The following is a 20,398-nucleotide window of genomic DNA, read 5'->3' as shown; positions in this document are numbered from 1 at the left end:
CATCAAATAGGCTTTCTCGGCGCAAAAACTTGCAGCTCAAGCTAAAATCCACTATAAATGCCGCCCCAGAAAAGTGGAACGCCAGCATGAACTACCCAGTCAACGAAGTATTTGAAACCATTCAAGGTGAAGGTGTCTTTACCGGAGTGCCCGCCATATTTGTCCGCCTGCAAGGTTGTCCCGTGGGATGCGCTTGGTGCGATACGAAACAGACATGGGATGTGCTTGAAGTGAATAAAGTGACGCCAGAGCAAGTCATTACCGTAGACGGCACTATTGGGCGCTGGGCAGAACATACGGCGCAAAGTCTTATTGCTGCTTTTCATGCCAAAGGTTTCACTGCGCGCCATATCGTGATCACCGGCGGCGAGCCTTGTATGTACGATTTACGCGAATTAACTGAAACCTTGCACAACCAAGGCTTTGCTACCCAAATCGAAACCAGTGGCACCTTCGACATCAATTGTGCCGATGATACTTGGGTAACGGTATCGCCCAAGGTGAACATGAAAGGTGGCTATAAGGTATTAACGCAGGCGCTGAACCGTGCCAATGAGATCAAGCATCCCATCGCCACTGAAAATCACATTGCTGAACTGGATGAGTTACTGCAAGACATCGATATTTCCGCTAAAACGATTTGCCTACAGCCGATTAGCCAAAAGCCCAGAGCGACTGAACTGGCGATGAAGGTGTGTATTGCCCGTAATTGGCGTTTATCGATCCAAACCCATAAGTATTTGAATATTGATTAATGCCCTTCAGTTAATCTATAAACGATAAAAAAACGCCTCACAATTGTGGGGCGTTTTTTATGACTGACGTTTAGCGGTGGACTTTAAAGCCGTCAACTCAAAGGATTTCATCGAGTCGATTAATCAAGCTCGCTTAGCTGACCAAAATGATTGAATGCCGCAAGTTGGCGCTGATAGGGGGCAATATCACCGACGTTAGCTGCAATCCAATCAGCATCGTAATAGGTATCGAGGTAACGTTCACCCGAGTCGCAAATTAAGGTGACGATTGAGCCTTGTTCTCCACGCGCTTGCATTTGTACGGCAAGTTGCAATGCGCCGTAAAGGTTAGTGCCTGTCGATGCGCCGGTTTTACGGCCAATCAGTTGCTCTAACCAATGAATCGTCGCTACGGAAGCCGCGTCGGGGATTTGCAGCATAGAATCCACAACGCCAGGAATAAACGATGGCTCGACTCTTGGTCGACCTATGCCTTCAATTTTACTGCCATTGCAACAGGTTAAGCTGGCATCGCCGCTCTGATAAAAATCAAAAAATACCGAGTTTTGCGGATCAACTACGCAAAGCTGGGTCGCCAACCTTTGATAGCGGATGTAGCGGCCTATGGTCGCCGATGTGCCGCCTGTGCCCGGACTCATCACTATCCAACGCGGGATAGTATGTGGCTCGCGCTCCATCTGATTGAAAATCGAATTGGCAATATTGTTATTACCGCGCCAGTCTGTTGCGCGCTCGGCGTAGGTGAATTGATCCATGTAATGGCCGCCCAGCTCTGCGGCTAGGCGCGCCGATTCGGCGTAAATCTCACTGGAATGGTCGACAAAATGACATTGGCCGCCATAGAAAGTGATCTGTTCAATCTTCTTTTTAGCCGTGCTTTTAGGCATCACGGCAATAAAAGGTAAACCGAGTAAGCGGGCAAAATAGGCTTCAGAAATCGCTGTGCTGCCCGATGAGGATTCGATAATGGGCGTACCTTGCTTAATCCAGCCGTTACACAGGGCATAGAGGAAGAGTGAGCGGGCGAGGCGATGCTTTAAGCTGCCTGTCGGGTGGGTACTTTCATCTTTAAGATAAATATCTATGCCATCGAGCATAGGTAATTCAAGCTTAATCAAATGGGTATCGGCGCTGCGCTGAAAATCCGCTTCAATCTTGCCTATCGCATGGGCTTCCCACGTTGGGCAGAGTCTGTGAGCGCTGTGTGAGTCCACTGGCGGTTGAATTGTGTTAGATATCATCATAGTCACTTCGAAAGGGATCATTTTTAGAGCATATCACAGGGACGGGCAAAGCGGTTTTATTGGATCTGCTTGGCGTTACTCGCTTGGGGGCATTAGCTTGAAGTCGCGCGAGGCGTGATTGATGTTAAAGACAAATATTGCGAACTAAAAAGATGGCTTCAAACAGAAGTGCAGTTTAATACAAAGAATGTAATTAGAACAAAATGAATAGATGAAGCTATGGCAGATAAAACTGGAATAGACAAAACGGAAGTTGAACAAGAGCGGTATATACAATGAAAGAAATGGTGGAGGGAGAAGGATTCGAACCTTCGAAGGCTGAGCCGTCAGATTTACAGTCTGATCCCTTTGGCCACTCGGGAACCCCTCCACAAACTTTCTTTACTTTTAAAACTCAACCAAACATTGGCCATGTTTGGTACTTGAAAATGATTATCTGCGTTAGAGATAAAGATGGTGGAGGGAGAAGGATTCGAACCTTCGAAGGCTGAGCCGTCAGATTTACAGTCTGATCCCTTTGGCCACTCGGGAACCCCTCCACGAATACCTTTAACGCTTTTGTAAAACTCTACATCATTTTCGAACAACACTCACAAACTTACAGTGCAAATGGTGGAGGGAGAAGGATTCGAACCTTCGAAGGCTGAGCCGTCAGATTTACAGTCTGATCCCTTTGGCCACTCGGGAACCCCTCCTCAATTGCGGCCGCCATAGTAGTCAGAAACCTTTTGCATGTAAATACCCAATTTAAAAATTTTCCTAAAGTTATGCATCAAATGGTCGATTAACTAACAACGAATTGTTTTGACGATGTTTTTTTATGCAAATTGATGTTCCTTTAGTCAACGAAGCCCAAATTGGCACCCGCTTAAACGCGGCGATAGAAAACGACAGACGGGGCGAATTCGCCCTGTTGCTGTCGTTACTGTCGGTTGACGCACGGGACATGGCGCAATTTCAATGGCAAAACGAGCTTGATATGGCGCAAAAATTACAGCGTCAGTTCGAATTACCACCGCAGCAAAGCTTAATGGCGGATTTATCTTGTGCCGAACCTGTAGTCGATAACAGCAGTATTTTTATGGCTCAAGGTCCGCGGGCATTTCAATTACAGCAGGCACTGCGACCGGAAGCGTTAGTGATCCGAGGCGGTGAGAGCGTTGCAATGGCCGAGGCCCTGAGTAACTGTGATCATGTCACCCAGCTCAGGCAGAGGGGCCAACTCAGCGCGCCTAAGGTTGAAATCATGCATTTTGCCGATCAATTGGCAATCCAACGTAATCTCGTGCCTCTGCTCGCTTCAGCCTAGGGCAGTCTTCCCGTAAGTGGTCTTCAATGCCAATCGAGTCAATCTGCGCCATTTCAGTAAATAAGCGTGAGCTAAAGCCAGTTATCTTGAGGCTTAATTACCTATAATTCTGATTAACCTATCGAGTTAGCCACTTACCGCGCAAATAAATTAGCGAGCATAGTTTAGTGATGCCGTTAATCAGTCGCTTTATAAATAAGGAATACAGATGAAAGGCATAATAGAAGCACAGAATCCGGCAGTGAATGACACTTGCACCGATTGTGGCAGTTTTGTCGATATCGGCGCCGTCATTGATGAACACGATACCTTATTGACGTTAAATTTTGTTGGCGATAGCGCGCAAACAGATGCAGAAAGTATGGCGAGCCGTGCCCAAGCTCGATTTGCTGAAGTACAAACTGAGTTTGTGACCACGGCGGCGGGTATCGATTTACTGCTGACCTTTGGTGTGAGCGCCGAGAAAATGATTTTCCAATTGGAAAACGGTTTATAAGTTTTTGTGCAGCACTTTTAGCGGATAGAATTCGAACTTAATCGTTTTAACTGTCTAAAAATGCTGCAGTTGTTAACTGAATTGTAATAAATTGTGCCACATGTTGCTGCACTTACAATAGATAGTGTAATCTGCCTCCAAATAAGAATAATTCAATCAGCTTAATTGCACATTTCAAGCTACGTTTGCGCGTAGCAAAGACCTTTAGCCCAACACGAAGTTTTGTAGGGAATCAGCGTGAAGCGACGTCAGCATCAGCATTTATTGGAGTCTTTGGTTCAGTCAACTGCAAAACAGCAGGGCGATTTCACCAAGACAGCAGAGTTAGCCACAGAGTTGTTGTGCCAGAATTTAACGGTTTCTTTGGTGTCAGTGTGGACGTTTTCAGCTGATCAACAAACCCAAACACTCGTTGCACAATTTGGTTCTATGATGTTGCAAGACATTCATAGGCCTAAACTATTACAAGCTTGTCCCCGTTATGTGCACGAGCTTAAAACCCTGCGCCATATCGATGCTGGCAATACGCTGACCGATCCCCGTTTAAGTGAATTGGCAGAGTGCTATTTTATCCCGCGGAATATCAATTCGAGTCTCGACATCGCCATTCGCATCAACGGTCGTCTCGAAGGTGTGCTCTGCATCGAGCGGGCGCAATTCACTCCCCATTGGCACGACAGCGAAATCCACCTATCGTGCCAGATGGCCGATCAATTAGCCCTGACCTTAGCGACAAAACACAGCTACGACAAAGAAGAAAGTTTGAGCCTATTTCGCTGCGCGACGGAGCAATCGCGACAGATCAGCATGCTCATTAATTTGCATACTGAAAAAGTCGAGTATGTGAATCAGGCACACAGTGAAATCACTGGCATGCCCCGTGAGCAGATAATCGGCGCAAATATCCGTGAATTGGCTTTTTTTAAGCAGCATGCCCAATTAGCCGAGCAAACCCTAGCGCAGATATTTAGGGGCGAGATTGCCAAAGGCGAAGTGCAGTTTAGTCGTGCCGATGGCAGCCGCTATTGGCTGACATACGTCTTGAGTCAATTCATTACTGATCGCGGCAATCATTATGCCTTGGTCTCGTGTGAAGAAAATACCGATGAGCACAACTACAAGTCAGAGCTTGAACGCCTCGCTTGGCGCTGTGGATTAACGGGGCTACATAACCGCACCCACTTTAATCGAGTGCTTGAACGTACCAATAAAGGTTTGTTGTTATTAGTTGATTTAGTAGGATTTAAGCGGTTTAACGATACCTATGGTCATGAGAATGGCGATAGCTTGTTGATTGAAATTGCCCGCCGTTTGAAACATTTCTCCGAAATCAATAAAGCCACCGAAATTGCCCGCGTCGGCAGCGATGAATTTGCCGTATTGTTGACCGATGATAACGCGGTATACGATCTCGACTATTTTAGTACGCGTCTGTATCAGCATCTGGCTATGCCTATCTTAATCGGTCGCGAGCAAGTCGAGCCTAAGCCTGCCTTAGCTGTGGTTGATATCGCCTCGGTGGCGAGTTTGTTTGCGCCGTTAACCTGTGCCGATATTGCTGTTCAGTATGCTAAAAAGAAAAAAGGCACTGCAATCCAAGTGTTTAACAGTACTTTGTTGAGCGCATTTAAAGAAGATGCACAGATAGAGCGCGATTTACACAGTGCTATTCGTGGCCGTCAGTTTGAGCTTTATTATCAGCCACTGAGGGATTTAGAGCAGAATACCTATATTGGCGCTGAAGCTTTAATCCGTTGGCATCATCCTAAAAGAGGCGTGTTATTTCCCGCATCTTTTATCGACATTGCTGAGCAGTCGGGGATGATTAATTCCATTGGTAGCTGGGTGTTAGAGGCTGCATGTCGCCAGTTGAACCTATGGCAACACCATAATGCGGACATGACGATGCACGTGAATGTGTCGGCCCGTCAGTTTTTCAGTGGCAATTTATTCGAGCAGGTGTGGCAGCTATTAACTCGTTATCGATTGAAACCTAAGACGTTAATTTTAGAGATCACTGAAACTGAGTTGATGGGCGACATTCGCCACGCGACCTTGTTATGTCAAGAATTAGCGGAATTAGGCGTAGGACTTGCGATTGACGATTTTGGCACGGGTTATAGCTCAATGCGTTATTTGAAGCAGTTCCCGATCAGTAAACTTAAGATTGATCGGTCGTTTATTTCAGATCTGACTGTGAGCCGCGAAAGCCGCGAAATAGTCTCAGCCATTATCGCCATGGCGAGTGCTTTGAATATCTCCTTGACGGCAGAAGGGGTTGAAACCCTTGAACAAGAAGCCTTTTTAGCGAAGAGTTTTTGCCATCAGGCGCAGGGCTATCTCTATAGCCCTGCATTGCGGGAGCCTGAGTTTGCACAATTTATTTTGTCGGCCAAAAGCCCTTCGGTCTTGACCCACTAGACTAGTGTACTTGTTAAATCAGAGGGATTTTAAGCAGCATTGTTTGAATTTTTTACCGCTATGGCAAACGCAAGGATCATTTCTGCCGGGTAACTTCGCCGTCATTTGCAGGCCTTGGCTGTAATACCAGCGGCCCGTTTGATAGATGAATTCCGAACGTTCATAGATAGCATCAATTTCACCTTCGAGTGTGTACCAAGCCTTAAATGTCACAGTGCCATGTCTTGATTCATCTTCGGCTTGACTCGCTTGAGTGCTGTGGGCGGGTGTTTCACTGCTGCTGAGTACTTCTAGTCCTAACCAATGTGGGTGAGGGCCAGTATTAAGACTCGCTAGGGTGAGACCGTTTAGATACTCGGGGTGATGTGTCTTTAAAATATAATCAAAATTTTTCAACACAAATGCGCAGTAACGAGAGCGCATGAGTTGCTCGGGCGTGTGCGCAACGACTTGCCCAGAATCGACATGAATATGCAGTGGATTGCAGCAATCTTGATAGCGTTTGCTACTGCCACAGGGGCAGCTTTGTTCAGTTGTAATCATGTTTTCTTTGCGGTATCGATTAAATGATGGTTTATTTCAATAAATTAAGCTTTTATTCCAACGTATTATACTTTTATTTTAATGCATTAAGCATGTATCTGAATGCGTTAAATAGCGTTAGCACAAAACTTAGGGTAATTTTTTACCGACAGGCAAAGGCGGGAACTGGCGGCCATAATACAAGTTAGGCACAGGTTTCGCATTTAGATAATAGCTAGGTTCTGCACGATTATTGGTGTCTAAACTTACTTTCCACTGAGTCGCTGAGACCTTTTCTGTACCAATGGCAAATTTGCCTGCAAATTCACTCACAGGTTCACCCGTTTCTTGTGCGGGATAAAATCGAACTAAATAATAGCCAGTATCTATGGCACCATTGCCGATAATTTTACGCTTGGTAATGCGAAAATCCACGTCGATAGTGGCTTTCTTAGCGCGGATTTTATCGAAAAATTTCTTGTAAATCGCAACGATATTATCTCGTCCATAGTAAATCTCTTTACTTTGACTCTCAGATAAGTAGCTCGCATCATCGGCATAAATTTCACGGGTCACTTCAGGGGATAATTGATTAAAAGCGCTAATAAATAAAGGATAATTAGCGTTGATCAATTGATCATCTGTGGATTTTGTATGCGTTTTAGCTGGATTGGCTAAGCTTGGCAGCGACAATAGGCACATCAGGACTAGCGGCAAAAATTTCATTACTTTATTCTAATCTGGCAATCATGGCGTCACTATAATGGAGCCGCCCGCTGAACTAAAGCCTTGAATGTTTACAAAGTGTGTTTCTGTACAAGAGTGTGAAGTAAAGGAGCTTGCCATGCTGGATGATGAATCAGCACTGTTTTTTGAGGAAATGGCCGGAGTTGTACCCCTTAAAGGTGAGGTGCCTGTGGTGAGTTTTGCGCCCAAAGCGTTAACGACGGAGCAGATCAATAGACGCGATGCCTTACAAAGGGAAGCTTATTTAGCGTGTATGCCGCTGGATTTAAAGGCGTTTGTACAGCAAGCCCCGGATGAGATTGTCAGCTTTAAACGTGAAGGGGTACAAGGCGGCGTTTTCAAACGCTTACGCATGGGGCAATACAGTATCAAGATGGAGCTCGATGTGCATGCCTATCGGCTTAATCAAGCTCGCGAGGCCGTACTCAACTATTTACTGGCAGCGCAGGCGCACGGTGAGCGGTGTGTGATGTTGATCCACGGTAAAGGTTATCAGAGTCAACCCTTTGCTGGATTACTCAAATCAGCTGTGTGTTGTTGGTTATCACAACTGGATATGGTGCTGGCCTATCATTCGGCGAAAACTGAGCAGGGCGGCACAGGGGCGCTGTATGTGATGTTAACTAAGTCTGAACAGCTAAAGCTTGAAAACCGTGAAGCCAATCGTAAAGGCATGGGATGGCGTTAGACGAAAACAGGCCCAGTATTTGATAAAAAGTATTGAATAACAAGCAGGAATAAAAATGCCCAATCTCGTTGGGCATTTTGCTTTATGCAATTTGGCGATGACTTAACGCGTCATTACCAACCACATTGGCGATTTGCAGTGGTATTTTGCTCATCTAACCATATTTTAAGTGGCGCGAAGTAATCGAGCACAGCTTTGGCATCCATGGTTTCTTTGCCAGTGACTTCTTTCAATGCTTCAGGCCATGGCTTACTTAAACCTAACTCGAGCATCTTATTGAGTTTCTCTCCCGCAGCTTGATTGCCATAAATACTGCATCTATGAACCGGACCTTTATCGCCCGCAGTTTCACACAGCGCTTGATGGAACTGAAATTGCAGAATATGCGCGAGGAAGTAACGGGTGTATGGCACATTGCCTGGCACATGGTATTTAGCGCCTGGATCAAAGTCAGCTTCGCTGCGCTTCGTCGGTGCTTTTACGCCTTGGTATTTTTCCCTGAGATCCCACCATGCTTGGTTATATTGGGCAGGTGTGATTTCGCCGCTAAACACTTTCCAGCGCCACTGATCTATCATCAGACCAAAGGGCAAGAAGGCAATTTTATCTAAAGCTTGCTTCAGTAAGAGGCCTATGTCCTTAGAGGCATCAGGCACTTCATCTAATAAGCCAATCTGCTTTAAGTAGCTTGGGGTGATAGACAGCGCAATCGTGTCACCAATCGCTTCATGGAAACCATCGTTGGCGCTGTTTTTAAACAGGAATGGTTGCTGCTTATAAGCGCGTTGATAGAAGTTATGTCCAAGTTCGTGATGGATCACGCTAAAATCTTCGGCGGTCTTTTGGATACACATTTTTATGCGAATATCGTCGAGATTATCGAGATCCCATGCCGAAGCGTGGCAAACCACATCACGATCCTTTGGCTGAACAAATAGAGAACGTGCCCAAAAACTTTCTGGCAATGGTGCAAATCCTAGAGACGTGAAGAAGCCTTCGGCTTGTTTCACCATTTTATGCTCGTCATAACCATTTTTTGCCAGTAGCTCAGTGACATCGTAACCCGGGTCGGCATTGTCTGGGGCGACTAAATCATACACATTGCCCCATTGCTGGGCCCACATATTGCCGAGTAAATGTGCAGGGATAGGTCCTGTGGTCGGTGCGATGTTATCGCCGTATTCTTTATTGAGTTCACCGCGCACGTAACAGTGCAATGATTCATAAAGGGGTTTCACTTGGCCCCAAAGACGATCGAGTTCCTGTGAAAAATCATCGGGTTTCATATCATATTGACTACGCCATAGCTCAGACAGGTTTGCATAACCAAGATCCTTCGCGCCTTCATTGGCCAGTTCCACTTCACGTTGAAACAAGGGACGCATGGGTTTGGCAATTTCACGCCAGCCTTTCCACGCTTCCAGCAACGTAGCGGGATCCCGTGATTCGGCCATCAAGCTGGATAGCTCAGGCTGGGTCATACACTTACCGTCGGCAAAACAGTATTTTCCTTTGCCGTATAAGCCATTTAATTCTGAGCTAATTTGCGCAAGCTCGGCATTTTTCGCAGGGTCGAGCGGGGCGGGTAACACTAACGCGCTGCGTAGGATATTGAGCTTACGGGCATTAACGGGATCGAGTTGCACATTGGCGTACTTAGCCGCCTTTGTTGCAAATTTTACCGACGCTGAGCTAACCTTTTCACCGACTGCGGCAGACAGAGCCGCGGTATCATCGGTAATAAAGTTGCTGTAAATCCACTCGGCGCGATTAGATTCAATCGATAATTCAGCCATTTTGGCTTCAGCATCGTTAATAAAAGCAATGGCTTGTGCTTTATCTCGGGCGGTATTGATGACAGCCGCTTCAGTGCTAGCAGGCTTGTCGGTTTTGCTTTGTGCATCATTACAGGCCGTTAATCCCAGCGTTAAGGCCACTGTGAGGGCGATTTTACTGCGACGATTCAATGAAATAACCATGTCTACTTGTCCTTGTTGTTTTTGTGTTACACAGTTTACCTAAAGCTAAGGCTTATTGCACAAGGGTTAATGGGCTTGTTAGTCACACTTAATTCGTAGATGTTCGACATGCAGTGGGTATGCAGGCTAGAAAGCGGTGAGTTTGTCCAATTTTAGTTTGACATCCGTGGTGCCAATGTTTAATTTAAACGAGTGTTTTAAATTAATTCAAGGTCACGGAATGGCAAGTCGATCCGATACAAAAACTAGAATACTTGATGCCGCAGAAAAACTGTTCGCCGAACGGGGCTTTTCTGAGACCTCGTTGCGACTCATCACCAGTAAGGCTGAGGTGAATTTAGCATCGGTCAATTATCACTTTGGTTCTAAAAAAGAGCTGATCCGTGCAGTATTAGCGCGTTATTTAGACGTGTTTATGCCTGCGGCTTCAAACCAAATTAATCGCTTAAATGCCGCGCCAGCACAAGCAACACTCGAAGAAATTTTGTCTTCACTGGTCGATCCTTTATTGGATTTAAACGCGCTACGTACCGAAGGCACCACGATCTTCCTGCAGCTTTTAGGCCGCGGCTATATCGAAAGCCAAGGGCATTTACGTTGGTTTATCACTACCCATTACGGCCAGCATCTCGATGCTTTTGTTAAAGCCGTGTCGGCCAGTGCGCCACATATTCCACCCGCTGAAATGTTTTGGCGTTTACACTTTACCTTAGGCACTATCGTATTCACTATGGCGTCCGCCGATGCCCTAAACGATATCGCTGCTGCTGAGTTTGGTGAGCATAACGATATCGAAGCCGTGATCCGTAAAGTGATCCCATACATGGCGGCTGGCGTATCAGTCCCCGTTTCTTCTTAATTAAAAGGTCTTGATAATGTTGACGATTATAATTCTTGCCCTGATAGCCATTGTCGTGTTGTTTGCGGTGAAAAATATCCGGATGCAGTTTATTACCCGCCCAGTTTTTAGTTTTTTCAAGAAGGTCTTGCCGCCACTTTCAGATACCGAGCGCGAAGCGATGGAAGCCGGTGATGTCTGGTGGGAAGGGGAGTTATTCCGCGGAAATCCTAACTGGAATACCTTGCACAGCTACGGTAAACCGACGCTGACCGCTGAAGAAAAACACTTTATCGATAATCAAGTGATGACAGCCCTGACGATGATCGATGATTTCGACATAGTGCATAACCGTAAAGATTTACCGCCAGAGTTGTGGGAATACTTCAAGAAAGAAGGCTTCTTCGCCCTGATTATTCCGAAGAAATTCGGTGGTAAAGCTTTCTCTGCCTATGCTAACTCTACCATTGTCAGCAAATTAGCCAGCCGTAGCGTAAGCGCTGCTGTGACTGTCATGGTGCCAAACTCTTTAGGCCCGGGTGAGCTGCTGACCCACTATGGTACGAGCGAGCAGAAAGAACGCTGGTTACCCGCTTTAGCTAAAGGCGATGAAATTCCTTGTTTTGCGTTAACCGGTCCTGAAGCCGGCAGTGATGCCGGTGCTATCCCCGATGTGGGTATTGTGTGCCGTGATACCTTCAATGGCGAAGAGATGCTCGGGCTAAAACTGACTTGGGATAAACGTTATATCACGCTGGCGCCTGTAGCAACAGTTCTGGGGTTAGCGTTCCAAATGCGCGATCCTGAAGGTCTGCTTGGCGATAAGAAAAACTTAGGCATTACCTGTGCGTTGATCCCAACGGATCATCCTGGTGTGGTGATTGGTCGTCGTCATAATCCGCTGGGTATGGCGTTTATGAACGGTACTACTCAAGGTAAAGAAGTGTTTATCCCGCTCGATTGGATTATCGGTGGCCCTGAGTTTGCAGGTAAAGGCTGGCGTATGCTGGTTGAGTGTTTGTCAGCGGGCCGCGGTATTTCATTGCCAGCATTGGCAACGGCTTCTGGTCACATGGCGACTAAGACGACAACGGCTTACAGCTATGTGCGTCACCAGTTTGGAATGGCAATTGGTCAGTTTGAAGGGGTGCAAGAAGCGCTGGCGCGTATTATTGCTAACACTTATCAGTTAGAAGCCGCACGCCGTTTAACAACCACGGGTATCGATCTTAAAGTCAAACCTTCGGTCGTGACCGCGATAGCTAAGTACCACATGACTGAATTAGGCCGTTCAGTGATGAATGATGCCATGGATATTCAATCGGGTAAGGGCATTCAATTAGGACCTAAAAACTATTTAGGCCACCCTTATATGTCGAATCCAATTTCGATCACTGTGGAAGGCGCGAATATTCTAACCCGCTCATTGATGATTTTTGGTCAAGGTGCAACGCGCTGCCATCCTTACGTGCTTGCCGAAATGGAAGCCGCAGCGATGGAAAACCAACATGAAGCCTTAGAGCGTTTTGATGCGTTACTAATGGGTCACATGGGTTATGCCACGCGTAATGCTTTCAGTGCTTTGTTTAGCGCGTTAAGCGGTAGCCGTTTTGGCAGTGCACCAGTGAGCGGTGAAACTAAGCAGTACTATAAAGATATGTCGCGTATTTCGTCTGCATTAGCCTTAATGACAGATTTATCTATGCTGATCATGGGCGGCGATTTAAAACGCAAAGAAATGCTGTCTGCACGTATGGGTGATGTGCTCAGCCAGTTGTATTTAGGTTCAGCGACCTTGAAGTTATTTGAAGACAATGGCCGTCAGCAGGACGATTTGCCAGCAGTACGTTACGTCATGGCCAATCGTTTGCACTTAGCGGCAAAAGCACTGGAAGACACGATTCGTAACTTCCCGAGCCGTCCTGTGGCATGGTTACTGCGCGGCTTAATCTTCCCGCTGGGTAATCACTTCAATGCACCGAGCGATAAAATGGCGACCGATTTAGTCGGCGGCATGTTGAAGCCTGGCCCTGCTCGTGACCGTATTACCTTCCTATGTCCTGAATTTGAAGGAGATAAGGGCGGTATTGCTGAAGTTGAGCAAGCGTTTGTTGCGCAATATGCCTGTAAAGATATTTATAAAAAACTGAAGAAAGCGCAGCGTGCCGGTGAATTGCCAGCCAAAGTGCCTAATCTCGTCTTGTTTGCAAAAGCCCTCGAGACTGGCGTAATCACTGCCGATGAAGAGCAAAAATTGCAGCATGCTGATAAGCTGCGCTTAGCGGCAATTAATGTGAATGATTTCGAAACGTTATAATGATTTCTAGTGTTTGATGTTAGTTTTTAATGTTAGTACGGTCTGGACTAAGCGGTGTTAAGTTTGATGATTACTCCGCTTGGGCCGCTTAGATTCCCCTCAGCAATGAGAGCCGATAAATCAGCATTAACAGAAATCTGCACTTACAGAAAACAGTCAATATAAAAAAACCACCTTCATGAGGTGGTTTTTTATTGGCTTTTTTCTAACAGGCTTTAGTCGTTAGAAGCAGCTAAAGCAACTAAAGCAACTTAAGCAACGATTAACACTTTACAGGTGTTAGTGCCGCCAATCGTTTCCATTGCATCGCCTTTGGTCATCAGCACCATATCACCGCTGTTCAAATAACCTGCAGCAGTTAATGCTTCTAACGCTTTTTGTGCTAGCTCATCAGCTGGGTGGATAGTTGAATCGAAGTAGATTGGTAACACACCGCGGTACAAGGCCATTTTGGCTAGGGTTGTTGCGTGACGTGATAAACCTAAGATCGGCAGTGCAGAACTGATGCGTGACATCAATTGTGGTGTCGCACCTGATTCAGTCAAAGCAATAATCGCCTTAACGCCTTCAAGATGGTTAGCTGCATACATAGTCGATAGTGCAATCGTTTCTTCAACAGAAGTGAAACGCACATCTAATCTATGCTTAGACACAATCACACTTGGGTGAGATTCTGCGCCAACACAGACGTTTGCCATTGCCTTAACGGTTTCTTCTGGGAAGTCACCGGCAGCGGTTTCAGCAGATAACATCACAGCATCGGTACCATCAAGCACAGCGTTCGCCACGTCCATTACTTCGGCGCGGGTTGGCATTGGGCTTGAAATCATCGATTCCATCATCTGAGTGGCCGTGATGACGACTTTGTTCAGTTGGCGTGAACGGGCGATTAACTTCTTCTGCACCGCAACGAGTGCAGCATCACCAATTTCAACACCTAAGTCACCACGGGCAACCATAACCACATCAGACGCTAAGATCACATCGTCCATAGCCGCATCGGTCGCAACGGCTTCAGCACGTTCAACTTTAGCCACGATCAAGGCATTGCAACCGGCTTGACGGGCAAGATCACGGGCGTAATCTAAATCAGCACCACTGCGCGGGAAAGACACGGCTAAATAATCCACTTGGATCATTGCCGCAGTCAAAATGTCAGCTTTGTCTTTTTCGGTCAGCGCCGCAGCAGAAAGTCCGCCACCTTGCTTGTTAATACCTTTGTTGTTAGATAAAGGGCCCGCCACAGTCACTGTGGTATGCACTTTACGGCCTTCAACACGCTCAACGCGTAATTGAACGCGGCCATCATCTAACATCAGGATATCGCCAACAGTCACATCGTCTGGCAATTGCTTGTAATCGATACCCACTTGGGTCTCGTCGCCTTCACCTTTGGCTAACTCGGCATCAAGTATATAGGCTTGACCTAATACCAGTTGCACTTTCTTATTGTCTTTGAAAGTAGAAACGCGGATTTTAGGGCCTTGTAAGTCACCCAAAATAGCCACATGAACGCCCAACTCTTTAGCGATTTCGCGCGCTTGAGTGGCTCGTTTTAAGTGATCTTCTGGGGAACCGTGGGAGAAATTAAGACGTACAACGTTTGCACCTGCCGCGATGATGCGGCGTAGATTATCATCACGATCGGTAGCGGGACCTAGAGTGGTGACGATTTTGGTTCTGCGGAACATAAGGATACTCCGTTAAAGTTAAAAAAAATCTTGGGCCTATATTACCATGCAATTCCAGATTATGTAGTAAAGTTACAATCAAATTGATCTAAAGTTATGTATGAAAATTGTGAGGTATCGCTGATATTTGCACGATAAATGGCTAGGTTAAGGATCAACACTAGCCATTTTTAGAAAAGGAAGTGAGTTACAGTATCGGATCTTTATTGATGCGAGACTCTTTTAATACTTCTTTCACTCGTTTCAAATTATCGCGGAAACGTGGACCTCTACGTAAGGTAAAGCCGGTTGCCAATACATCTATAGTGACTAATTGGGCTAAACGCGAGGCCATAGGTAAATACATGTCGGTATCTTCTGGCACTTCCATTGTCACGGGCAGCGTACATTCCATCGACAAAGGCGAGTTGCGGGCGGTAATACCAATCACTGCAGCACCGTTTTCTCTCGCTAAACGTGCTATCTCAATCAATGACTTAGTGCGGCCTGTGTGGGAAATTAATACAACAACATCACCTTCATTGCTGTTTATACAGCTCATGCGTTGCATTAGAACATCGTCAAAACAGATGACAGGCACATTAAAACGGAAGAATTTATTTTGGGCGTCATGGGCAACAGAAGCGGATGCGCCTAGGCCGAAAAAGGAAATAGTCTTAGCTTGAGTGAGTATATCAACCGCTTTGTTTATGGCTGAAATATCTAAACTTTGACGAGCGGTATCAAGTGAAGCCATTGAAGATTCGAAGATTTTTGTCGTATACGACTCAGTCGAATCATCTTCTTCAACGTGGCGACTCACATAAGGAGTACCGTTAGCGAGACTTTGCGCTAGATGTAACTTAAAATCAGGGAAGCCTTTAGTATCTAAGCGGCGACAGAAACGATTCACAGTAGGTTCACTGACATCTGCCATCTTAGCCAGTGTGGCGATGCTAGAATGTATAGCTGTCTGTGGTGATGCTAAGATCACCTCTGCAACTTTGCGTTCTGATTTACTAAAATGGGTGAGGCTTTTTTGAACCTTTTCTAGGGTATTCATACGCGTATGTCCGCTAAATTGAGAATGTAATTTTATTTTTTTAGTTTTGTGGGTGACAGATCAAGGCCGGCGGCCCACAAAGAGACTCTTTGTAGTAACTTTTCAGTACAATTTTGAAATAAGACTTTACTAGCTTCAGTAATTTAAGCACAAAAAGCATATCAGATTTATGCTGCAAGTGCCTAGTTAGCAAGAATGTTAATATTTATAAAAATAGATGCATTTAACAAATTCTGTTGTTATATTACAACAAAAGTGTGGATTTCTTCATCGACATGAAGGGACACGACATACAAAGGAGATCGTAACGCAATGGGCAAAACAACATCAGGCGCCAAAGCTTGTGACTTCGTACTCTTTGGTACTAAAGGCGATTTGGCACGACGCAAGTTGTTACCTTCTTTATACCAGCTAGATAAAGCTGAACTTCTCGATAAAGATACGAAAGTGATCGGTGTCGCGAAAGATGAGTTTACTCAAGAAGAGTTTATCGAATTAGTCACGCTTGCCTTAAACACCTTCGTTAAAGAGCCTTTGTGCGAAGAGACTCTCCAACGTTTCTTGTCCCGCTGCCACTATATAGGCACTAACTTTACCGATTCAGCGGGCTACAGTGCCTTCCATGAACTGCTCAAACCAGAAGAGCGTGTCATGGTAAGTTACTTTGCTACGCCACCTGCGATATTCGGCGACATTTGCCGTTGTTTGCATGAACAAGATCTTATCCACCCCGATTCACGTGTGGTGCTCGAAAAGCCAATCGGTTCAGATTTAGACTCTTCTCGCGTTATCAATGATCAAGTTTCCGCTTACTTCAAAGAACGTCAGGTTTACCGTATCGACCATTACTTAGGTAAAGAAACCGTACAGAACTTGATTGCACTGCGTTTTGCTAACTCTTTATTTGCCTCTAAGTGGGACAACCGTACGATTGACCACGTCCAGATCACTGTTGCAGAAGAAGTGGGTATCGAAGGCCGTTGGGGTTACTTCGACAAAGCGGGTCAGATGCGCGACATGATCCAAAACCATTTGCTGCAAGTGTTAACGCTCGTTGCTATGGATCCACCAGTCAACTTAGACGCTGACAGCATCCGTGATGAAAAAGTCAAAGTGCTTAAATCACTGCGTCCGATTAATTCTGACAATGTGTATGAAAATACCGTACGCGGTCAGTACAGCGCAGGCTTCTTAAAGGGCAGCCCAGTACCGGGTTATTTAGAAGAGGAAGGCGCCAACCTTCAATCACACACAGAAACCTTCGTGGCGATTCGTGTGGATATCGACAACTGGCGTTGGGCGGGCGTGCCTTTCTATTTACGTAGCGGTAAACGTATGCCGTTTAAGAGCTCTGAAATTGTGGTGTATTTCAAAAACCCACCGCATAACTTATATCGCTCAAGCTACCGTAATCTGCCACCAAACAAGTTAACGATCCGTCTGCAGCCCCATGAAGGGGTTGAAATCCAGATGATGAACAAAGTGCCAGGTTTGGAGCAAAAACAACGTCTACAAACCACTAAACTCGATTTGAGCTTCTCCGATACCTTCAAAAATGAACGTATCGCCGATGCCTACGAGCGTCTATTACTCGAAGCAATGCTCGGTAATCAAGCGCTGTTCGTGCGCCGCGACGAAGTCGAGCAGGCATGGACTTGGGTGGATGGCATTATCCAATCGTGGGAACAAAGCAACGAAAAACCAAAACCTTATCCTGCGGGTACTTGGGGTCCAGTTGCGTCAGTTGCTTTGATCACCAAAGATGGCCGTTCGTGGGACGAGTAGGAGACTTTGATGATTAAAGAAACCGTATTCAAATCTTTCGATACGCCAAGTGCGTTAGAACAGCAACTGGCTAGCAAGATTGCAAGCCAGTTACAGGAAGCCGTCGATGCCCGCGGAAAAGCGAGCTTAGTGGTTTCCGGTGGTTCGACGCCGCTTAAGTTATTTCAACTATTGAGCATGAAGTCCATCGATTGGAGTGATGTTTATATCACGCTTGCCGATGAGCGCTGGGTTGAAGCCGACGCCGATGCTTCTAATGAACGTCTAGTGCGTGAACATTTATTACAGAACCGTGCGTCGAATGCCAAATTCCGCGGTTTAAAAAACATGTTTTCGACCGCAGAAGCGGGCGCCGATATGGCCGCCGAGTCTTTGTCTAATTTCCCTCGTCCTTTTGATGTGGTGGTATTAGGCATGGGTAACGATGGTCATACTTGTTCTTGGTTTCCCTGTAGCGCTGAGCTTGAAAATGCGCTCACAACCCAAGCCCTGTGCGTGGCGACTAACCCCACCACAGCGCCCCACGGCAGAATAACGCTCTCTAAGAGTGCGATTCTGAACAGCAGACAAATTTATCTGCACTTGGTCGGGGAACAGAAATTATCCGTATATCGTCAAGCGTTAGAAAGTGATGATGTCCATGCTATGCCTATCAGAGCCGTATTAGCGCAGCGTAAAACGCCCGTTGATGTGTTCTGGAGCGCTTAAGGAGTCAAGATGCACTCAGTAGTTCAAGCTGTTACCGACAGAATTATTGCCCGTAGCAAAGCGTCACGTGAAGGTTATCTCGCCGCATTGAATGATGCCCGTAACCATGGTGTACACCGTAGCTCATTGAGCTGTGGCAACTTAGCCCATGGTTTTGCCGCCTGTAATCCAGACGACAAAAATGCATTGCGTCAATTGAATAAGGCTAACATCGGCATAGTGACGGCATTTAACGACATGTTATCTGCGCACCAACCCTATGAAAGCTATCCTGAATTGCTGAAAAAAGCCTGTCAGGAAGTCGGCAGTGTTGCACAAGTGGCGGGCGGTGTTCCGGCCATGTGTGACGGTGTGACTCAAGGTCAACCCGGTATGGAATTGAGCTTACTGAGTCGTGAAGTGATTGCTATGGCAACGGCTGTGGGCTTGTCTCACAACATGTTTGATGGCGCTTTACTGCTCGGCATTTGCGATAAAATCGTTCCTGGTTTGCTTATCGGCGCCTTAAGCTTTGGTCACTTACCTATGTTATTCGTGCCTGCTGGGCCGATGAAATCAGGTATCCCGAACAAAGAAAAAGCCCGTATTCGTCAGCAATTTGCCCAAGGTAAAGTGGATCGCGCGCAGCTGCTTGAAGCAGAAGCCCAGTCTTACCACAGTGCAGGAACCTGTACTTTCTACGGCACTGCAAACTCGAATCAGCTGATGCTTGAAGTGATGGGTCTGCAGTTACCTGGCTCGTCATTTGTAAATCCTGATGATCCACTGCGTGAAGCCTTAAACAAGATGGCGGCTAAGCAAGTGTGTCGTTTAACCGAAATGGGTACCCAATATACCCCAATCGGTGAAGTGGTCAGCGAAAAGTCTGTGGTTAACGGCATTGTGGCACTTTTGGCTACTGGCGGTTCTACTAACTTGACTATGCACATCGTCGCCGCTGCTAGAGCTGCCGGTATTATCGTGAACTGGGATGATTTTTCTGAGTTATCCGATGCAGTGCCATTAGTGGCGCGCGTGTATCCAAACGGTCACGCCGATATCAACCATTTCCACGCTGCCGGTGGCATGGCGTACTTAATCAAAGAATTGCTCGATGCGGGTCTATTGCATGAAGATGTGAATACCGTTGCGGGTTTTGGTTTACGCCGTTATACCCAAGAGCCAAGGCTGCTCGACGGTGAACTGCGCTGGGTCGATGGTCCAACGACTAGCTTAGATACTGAAGTGTTAACGTCAGTCGCATCACCTTTCCAAGGCAACGGTGGCTTAAAATTACTCAAAGGTAACTTAGGCCGCGCTGTGATCAAAGTGTCAGCAGTACAAGAACAACATCGTGTCGTTGAAGCGCCCGCAGTGGTGATTGACGATCAAAACAAACTCGATGCCTTGTTCCAAGCCGGTGCTCTGGATAGAGATTGTGTTGTGGTGGTTAAAGGTCAAGGCCCGAAAGCCAACGGTATGCCAGAACTGCACAAGTTAACCCCACTATTGGGAACGCTTCAAGACAAAGGCTTTAAAGTCGCGCTGCTGACCGACGGTCGTATGTCTGGCGCGTCGGGTAAAGTCCCTGCGGCCATTCACTTGACGCCAGAAGCCTTAGATGGCGGTTTAATTGCCAAAGTCCAAGATGGCGACTTGATCCGTGTCGATGCGTTAACAGGCGAACTGAACCTGCTTGTATCTGAAGCTGAACTTGCCACCAGAGCAGCGGGAATAGTGGATTTACATCGCTCACGTTATGGCATGGGCCGCGAGTTATTTAGTGCGCTACGTTCAAATCTAAGTAGTCCAGAAACTGGTGCGCGTTGTACTAATGCCATCGATGAACTTTATTAATACAAAGGAAGAATAACGCA

At 46.4% G+C, this 20,398-nt stretch carries 16 protein-coding genes and 3 tRNA genes; 10 read left to right on the top strand and 9 right to left on the bottom strand.

Features of this window, described 5'->3' with window-relative positions; genetic code table 11:
- Positions 1 to 86 precede the first annotated feature (86 nt).
- Positions 87 to 755: a 7-carboxy-7-deazaguanine synthase QueE gene (gene queE, locus Q4Q57_RS13545; protein WP_115334664.1), complete on the top strand. Its 669-nt coding sequence runs from the start codon at positions 87 to 89 to the stop codon at positions 753 to 755.
- A 119-nt stretch (positions 756 to 874) separates the two neighbouring features.
- On the opposite strand, the gene Q4Q57_RS13540 is transcribed toward queE, so the two are convergent.
- The 4 genes from Q4Q57_RS13540 to Q4Q57_RS13525 all read right to left on the bottom strand — a co-directional run bounded on the left by Q4Q57_RS13540 (position 875) and on the right by Q4Q57_RS13525 (position 2,694).
- Complete coding sequence (locus Q4Q57_RS13540; protein ID WP_006081551.1) at positions 875 to 2,020, bottom strand: PLP-dependent cysteine synthase family protein; 1,146 nt, start codon at positions 2,018 to 2,020, stop codon at positions 875 to 877.
- Positions 2,021 to 2,284: 264 nt separating this feature from the next.
- A tRNA-Tyr gene (locus tag Q4Q57_RS13535) sits at positions 2,285 to 2,369 on the bottom strand.
- An 84-nt stretch (positions 2,370 to 2,453) separates the two neighbouring features.
- A tRNA-Tyr gene (locus Q4Q57_RS13530) sits at positions 2,454 to 2,538 on the bottom strand.
- Positions 2,539 to 2,609: 71 nt separating this feature from the next.
- Positions 2,610 to 2,694, bottom strand: a tRNA-Tyr gene (locus Q4Q57_RS13525).
- A 125-nt stretch (positions 2,695 to 2,819) separates the two neighbouring features.
- On the opposite strand from Q4Q57_RS13525, the gene Q4Q57_RS13520 reads away from it, so the two are divergent.
- The 3 genes from Q4Q57_RS13520 to Q4Q57_RS13510 all read left to right on the top strand — a co-directional run bounded on the left by Q4Q57_RS13520 (position 2,820) and on the right by Q4Q57_RS13510 (position 6,225).
- Entirely contained in the window at positions 2,820 to 3,308 is a 489-nt protein-coding gene (locus Q4Q57_RS13520; protein WP_006087195.1) for a VC2046/SO_2500 family protein, read from the top strand.
- Between the two features lie 208 nt (positions 3,309 to 3,516).
- The gene (locus Q4Q57_RS13515) at positions 3,517 to 3,804 is read left to right on the top strand and encodes a DUF406 family protein (RefSeq protein WP_006081553.1); all 288 of its coding nucleotides are present in this window, start codon (positions 3,517 to 3,519) and stop codon (positions 3,802 to 3,804) included.
- A gap of 237 nt (positions 3,805 to 4,041) precedes the next feature.
- Positions 4,042 to 6,225 (top strand): EAL domain-containing protein, encoded by a 2,184-nt coding sequence (locus tag Q4Q57_RS13510; protein WP_311891119.1) that lies wholly within the window; start codon positions 4,042 to 4,044, stop codon positions 6,223 to 6,225.
- 18 nt (positions 6,226 to 6,243) lie between these two features.
- Here the strand turns inward: Q4Q57_RS13510 and Q4Q57_RS13505 are convergent, their stop codons facing one another.
- Both Q4Q57_RS13505 and Q4Q57_RS13500 read right to left on the bottom strand, forming a co-directional pair.
- Complete coding sequence (locus Q4Q57_RS13505; RefSeq protein WP_311891118.1) at positions 6,244 to 6,768, bottom strand: YchJ family protein; 525 nt, start codon at positions 6,766 to 6,768, stop codon at positions 6,244 to 6,246.
- Between the two features lie 129 nt (positions 6,769 to 6,897).
- Complete coding sequence (locus Q4Q57_RS13500; RefSeq protein WP_106650430.1) at positions 6,898 to 7,473, bottom strand: DUF4440 domain-containing protein; 576 nt, start codon at positions 7,471 to 7,473, stop codon at positions 6,898 to 6,900.
- Between the two features lie 118 nt (positions 7,474 to 7,591).
- Between Q4Q57_RS13500 and smrA the strand changes: the two genes are divergently transcribed.
- Positions 7,592 to 8,182 (top strand): DNA endonuclease SmrA, encoded by a 591-nt coding sequence (gene smrA / locus Q4Q57_RS13495; RefSeq protein ID WP_220592917.1) that lies wholly within the window; start codon positions 7,592 to 7,594, stop codon positions 8,180 to 8,182.
- Between the two features lie 113 nt (positions 8,183 to 8,295).
- Here the strand turns inward: smrA and Q4Q57_RS13490 are convergent, their stop codons facing one another.
- Positions 8,296 to 10,161, bottom strand: coding sequence for a M2 family metallopeptidase (locus Q4Q57_RS13490; protein ID WP_311891117.1), 1,866 nt, complete (start codon positions 10,159 to 10,161; stop codon positions 8,296 to 8,298).
- 220 nt (positions 10,162 to 10,381) lie between these two features.
- On the opposite strand from Q4Q57_RS13490, the gene Q4Q57_RS13485 reads away from it, so the two are divergent.
- Positions 10,382 to 11,020, top strand: coding sequence for a TetR/AcrR family transcriptional regulator (locus Q4Q57_RS13485; protein WP_006081559.1), 639 nt, complete (start codon positions 10,382 to 10,384; stop codon positions 11,018 to 11,020).
- 16 nt (positions 11,021 to 11,036) lie between these two features.
- Positions 11,037 to 13,316, top strand: a complete 2,280-nt coding sequence (locus Q4Q57_RS13480; RefSeq protein WP_311891116.1) for an acyl-CoA dehydrogenase — start codon at positions 11,037 to 11,039, stop codon at positions 13,314 to 13,316.
- A gap of 251 nt (positions 13,317 to 13,567) precedes the next feature.
- Here the strand turns inward: Q4Q57_RS13480 and pyk are convergent, their stop codons facing one another.
- Positions 13,568 to 15,007, bottom strand: a complete 1,440-nt coding sequence (pyk, locus tag Q4Q57_RS13475) for a pyruvate kinase (protein WP_311891115.1) — start codon at positions 15,005 to 15,007, stop codon at positions 13,568 to 13,570.
- A gap of 187 nt (positions 15,008 to 15,194) precedes the next feature.
- On the bottom strand, positions 15,195 to 16,049 hold the full coding sequence (locus Q4Q57_RS13470; RefSeq protein WP_006081563.1) for a MurR/RpiR family transcriptional regulator: 855 nt from the start codon (positions 16,047 to 16,049) through the stop codon (positions 15,195 to 15,197).
- 312 nt (positions 16,050 to 16,361) lie between these two features.
- Between Q4Q57_RS13470 and zwf the strand changes: the two genes are divergently transcribed.
- From zwf to edd, 3 genes are read left to right on the top strand one after another with little or no spacing between them, the layout of a single operon-like run.
- Positions 16,362 to 17,834 (top strand): glucose-6-phosphate dehydrogenase, encoded by a 1,473-nt coding sequence (gene zwf / locus Q4Q57_RS13465; protein ID WP_106650437.1) that lies wholly within the window; start codon positions 16,362 to 16,364, stop codon positions 17,832 to 17,834.
- A gap of 9 nt (positions 17,835 to 17,843) precedes the next feature.
- Positions 17,844 to 18,542: a 6-phosphogluconolactonase gene (gene pgl / locus Q4Q57_RS13460; RefSeq protein WP_006081565.1), complete on the top strand. Its 699-nt coding sequence runs from the start codon at positions 17,844 to 17,846 to the stop codon at positions 18,540 to 18,542.
- A 9-nt stretch (positions 18,543 to 18,551) separates the two neighbouring features.
- Complete coding sequence (gene edd / locus Q4Q57_RS13455) at positions 18,552 to 20,378, top strand: phosphogluconate dehydratase (protein WP_311891114.1); 1,827 nt, start codon at positions 18,552 to 18,554, stop codon at positions 20,376 to 20,378.
- Positions 20,379 to 20,398: the final 20 nt, after the last annotated feature.

The sequence above is a fragment of the Shewanella sp. SP2S2-6 genome (assembly GCF_031931965.1).
GTDB lineage: Bacteria > Pseudomonadota > Gammaproteobacteria > Enterobacterales > Shewanellaceae > Shewanella > Shewanella baltica.
Note: the sequence above shows the minus strand (reverse complement) of the source record. Positions and strands in the feature narration are given on the sequence as shown.

Coding starts and splice junctions, on each gene's coding strand:
- Q4Q57_RS13485 (WP_006081559.1), top strand. CDS start 10,382: ATGGCAAGTCGATCCGATACAAAAACTAGAATACTTGATGCCGCAGAA.
- Q4Q57_RS13520 (WP_006087195.1), top strand. CDS start 2,820: ATGCAAATTGATGTTCCTTTAGTCAACGAAGCCCAAATTGGCACCCGC.
- smrA (WP_220592917.1), top strand. CDS start 7,592: ATGCTGGATGATGAATCAGCACTGTTTTTTGAGGAAATGGCCGGAGTT.
- Q4Q57_RS13480 (WP_311891116.1), top strand. CDS start 11,037: ATGTTGACGATTATAATTCTTGCCCTGATAGCCATTGTCGTGTTGTTT.
- Q4Q57_RS13540 (WP_006081551.1), bottom strand. CDS start 2,020: ATGATCCCTTTCGAAGTGACTATGATGATATCTAACACAATTCAACCG.
- Q4Q57_RS13515 (WP_006081553.1), top strand. CDS start 3,517: ATGAAAGGCATAATAGAAGCACAGAATCCGGCAGTGAATGACACTTGC.
- queE (WP_115334664.1), top strand. CDS start 87: ATGAACTACCCAGTCAACGAAGTATTTGAAACCATTCAAGGTGAAGGT.
- Q4Q57_RS13505 (WP_311891118.1), bottom strand. CDS start 6,768: ATGATTACAACTGAACAAAGCTGCCCCTGTGGCAGTAGCAAACGCTAT.
- zwf (WP_106650437.1), top strand. CDS start 16,362: ATGGGCAAAACAACATCAGGCGCCAAAGCTTGTGACTTCGTACTCTTT.
- Q4Q57_RS13490 (WP_311891117.1), bottom strand. CDS start 10,161: ATGGTTATTTCATTGAATCGTCGCAGTAAAATCGCCCTCACAGTGGCC.
- Q4Q57_RS13500 (WP_106650430.1), bottom strand. CDS start 7,473: ATGAAATTTTTGCCGCTAGTCCTGATGTGCCTATTGTCGCTGCCAAGC.
- pyk (WP_311891115.1), bottom strand. CDS start 15,007: ATGTTCCGCAGAACCAAAATCGTCACCACTCTAGGTCCCGCTACCGAT.
- edd (WP_311891114.1), top strand. CDS start 18,552: ATGCACTCAGTAGTTCAAGCTGTTACCGACAGAATTATTGCCCGTAGC.
- Q4Q57_RS13470 (WP_006081563.1), bottom strand. CDS start 16,049: ATGAATACCCTAGAAAAGGTTCAAAAAAGCCTCACCCATTTTAGTAAA.
- pgl (WP_006081565.1), top strand. CDS start 17,844: ATGATTAAAGAAACCGTATTCAAATCTTTCGATACGCCAAGTGCGTTA.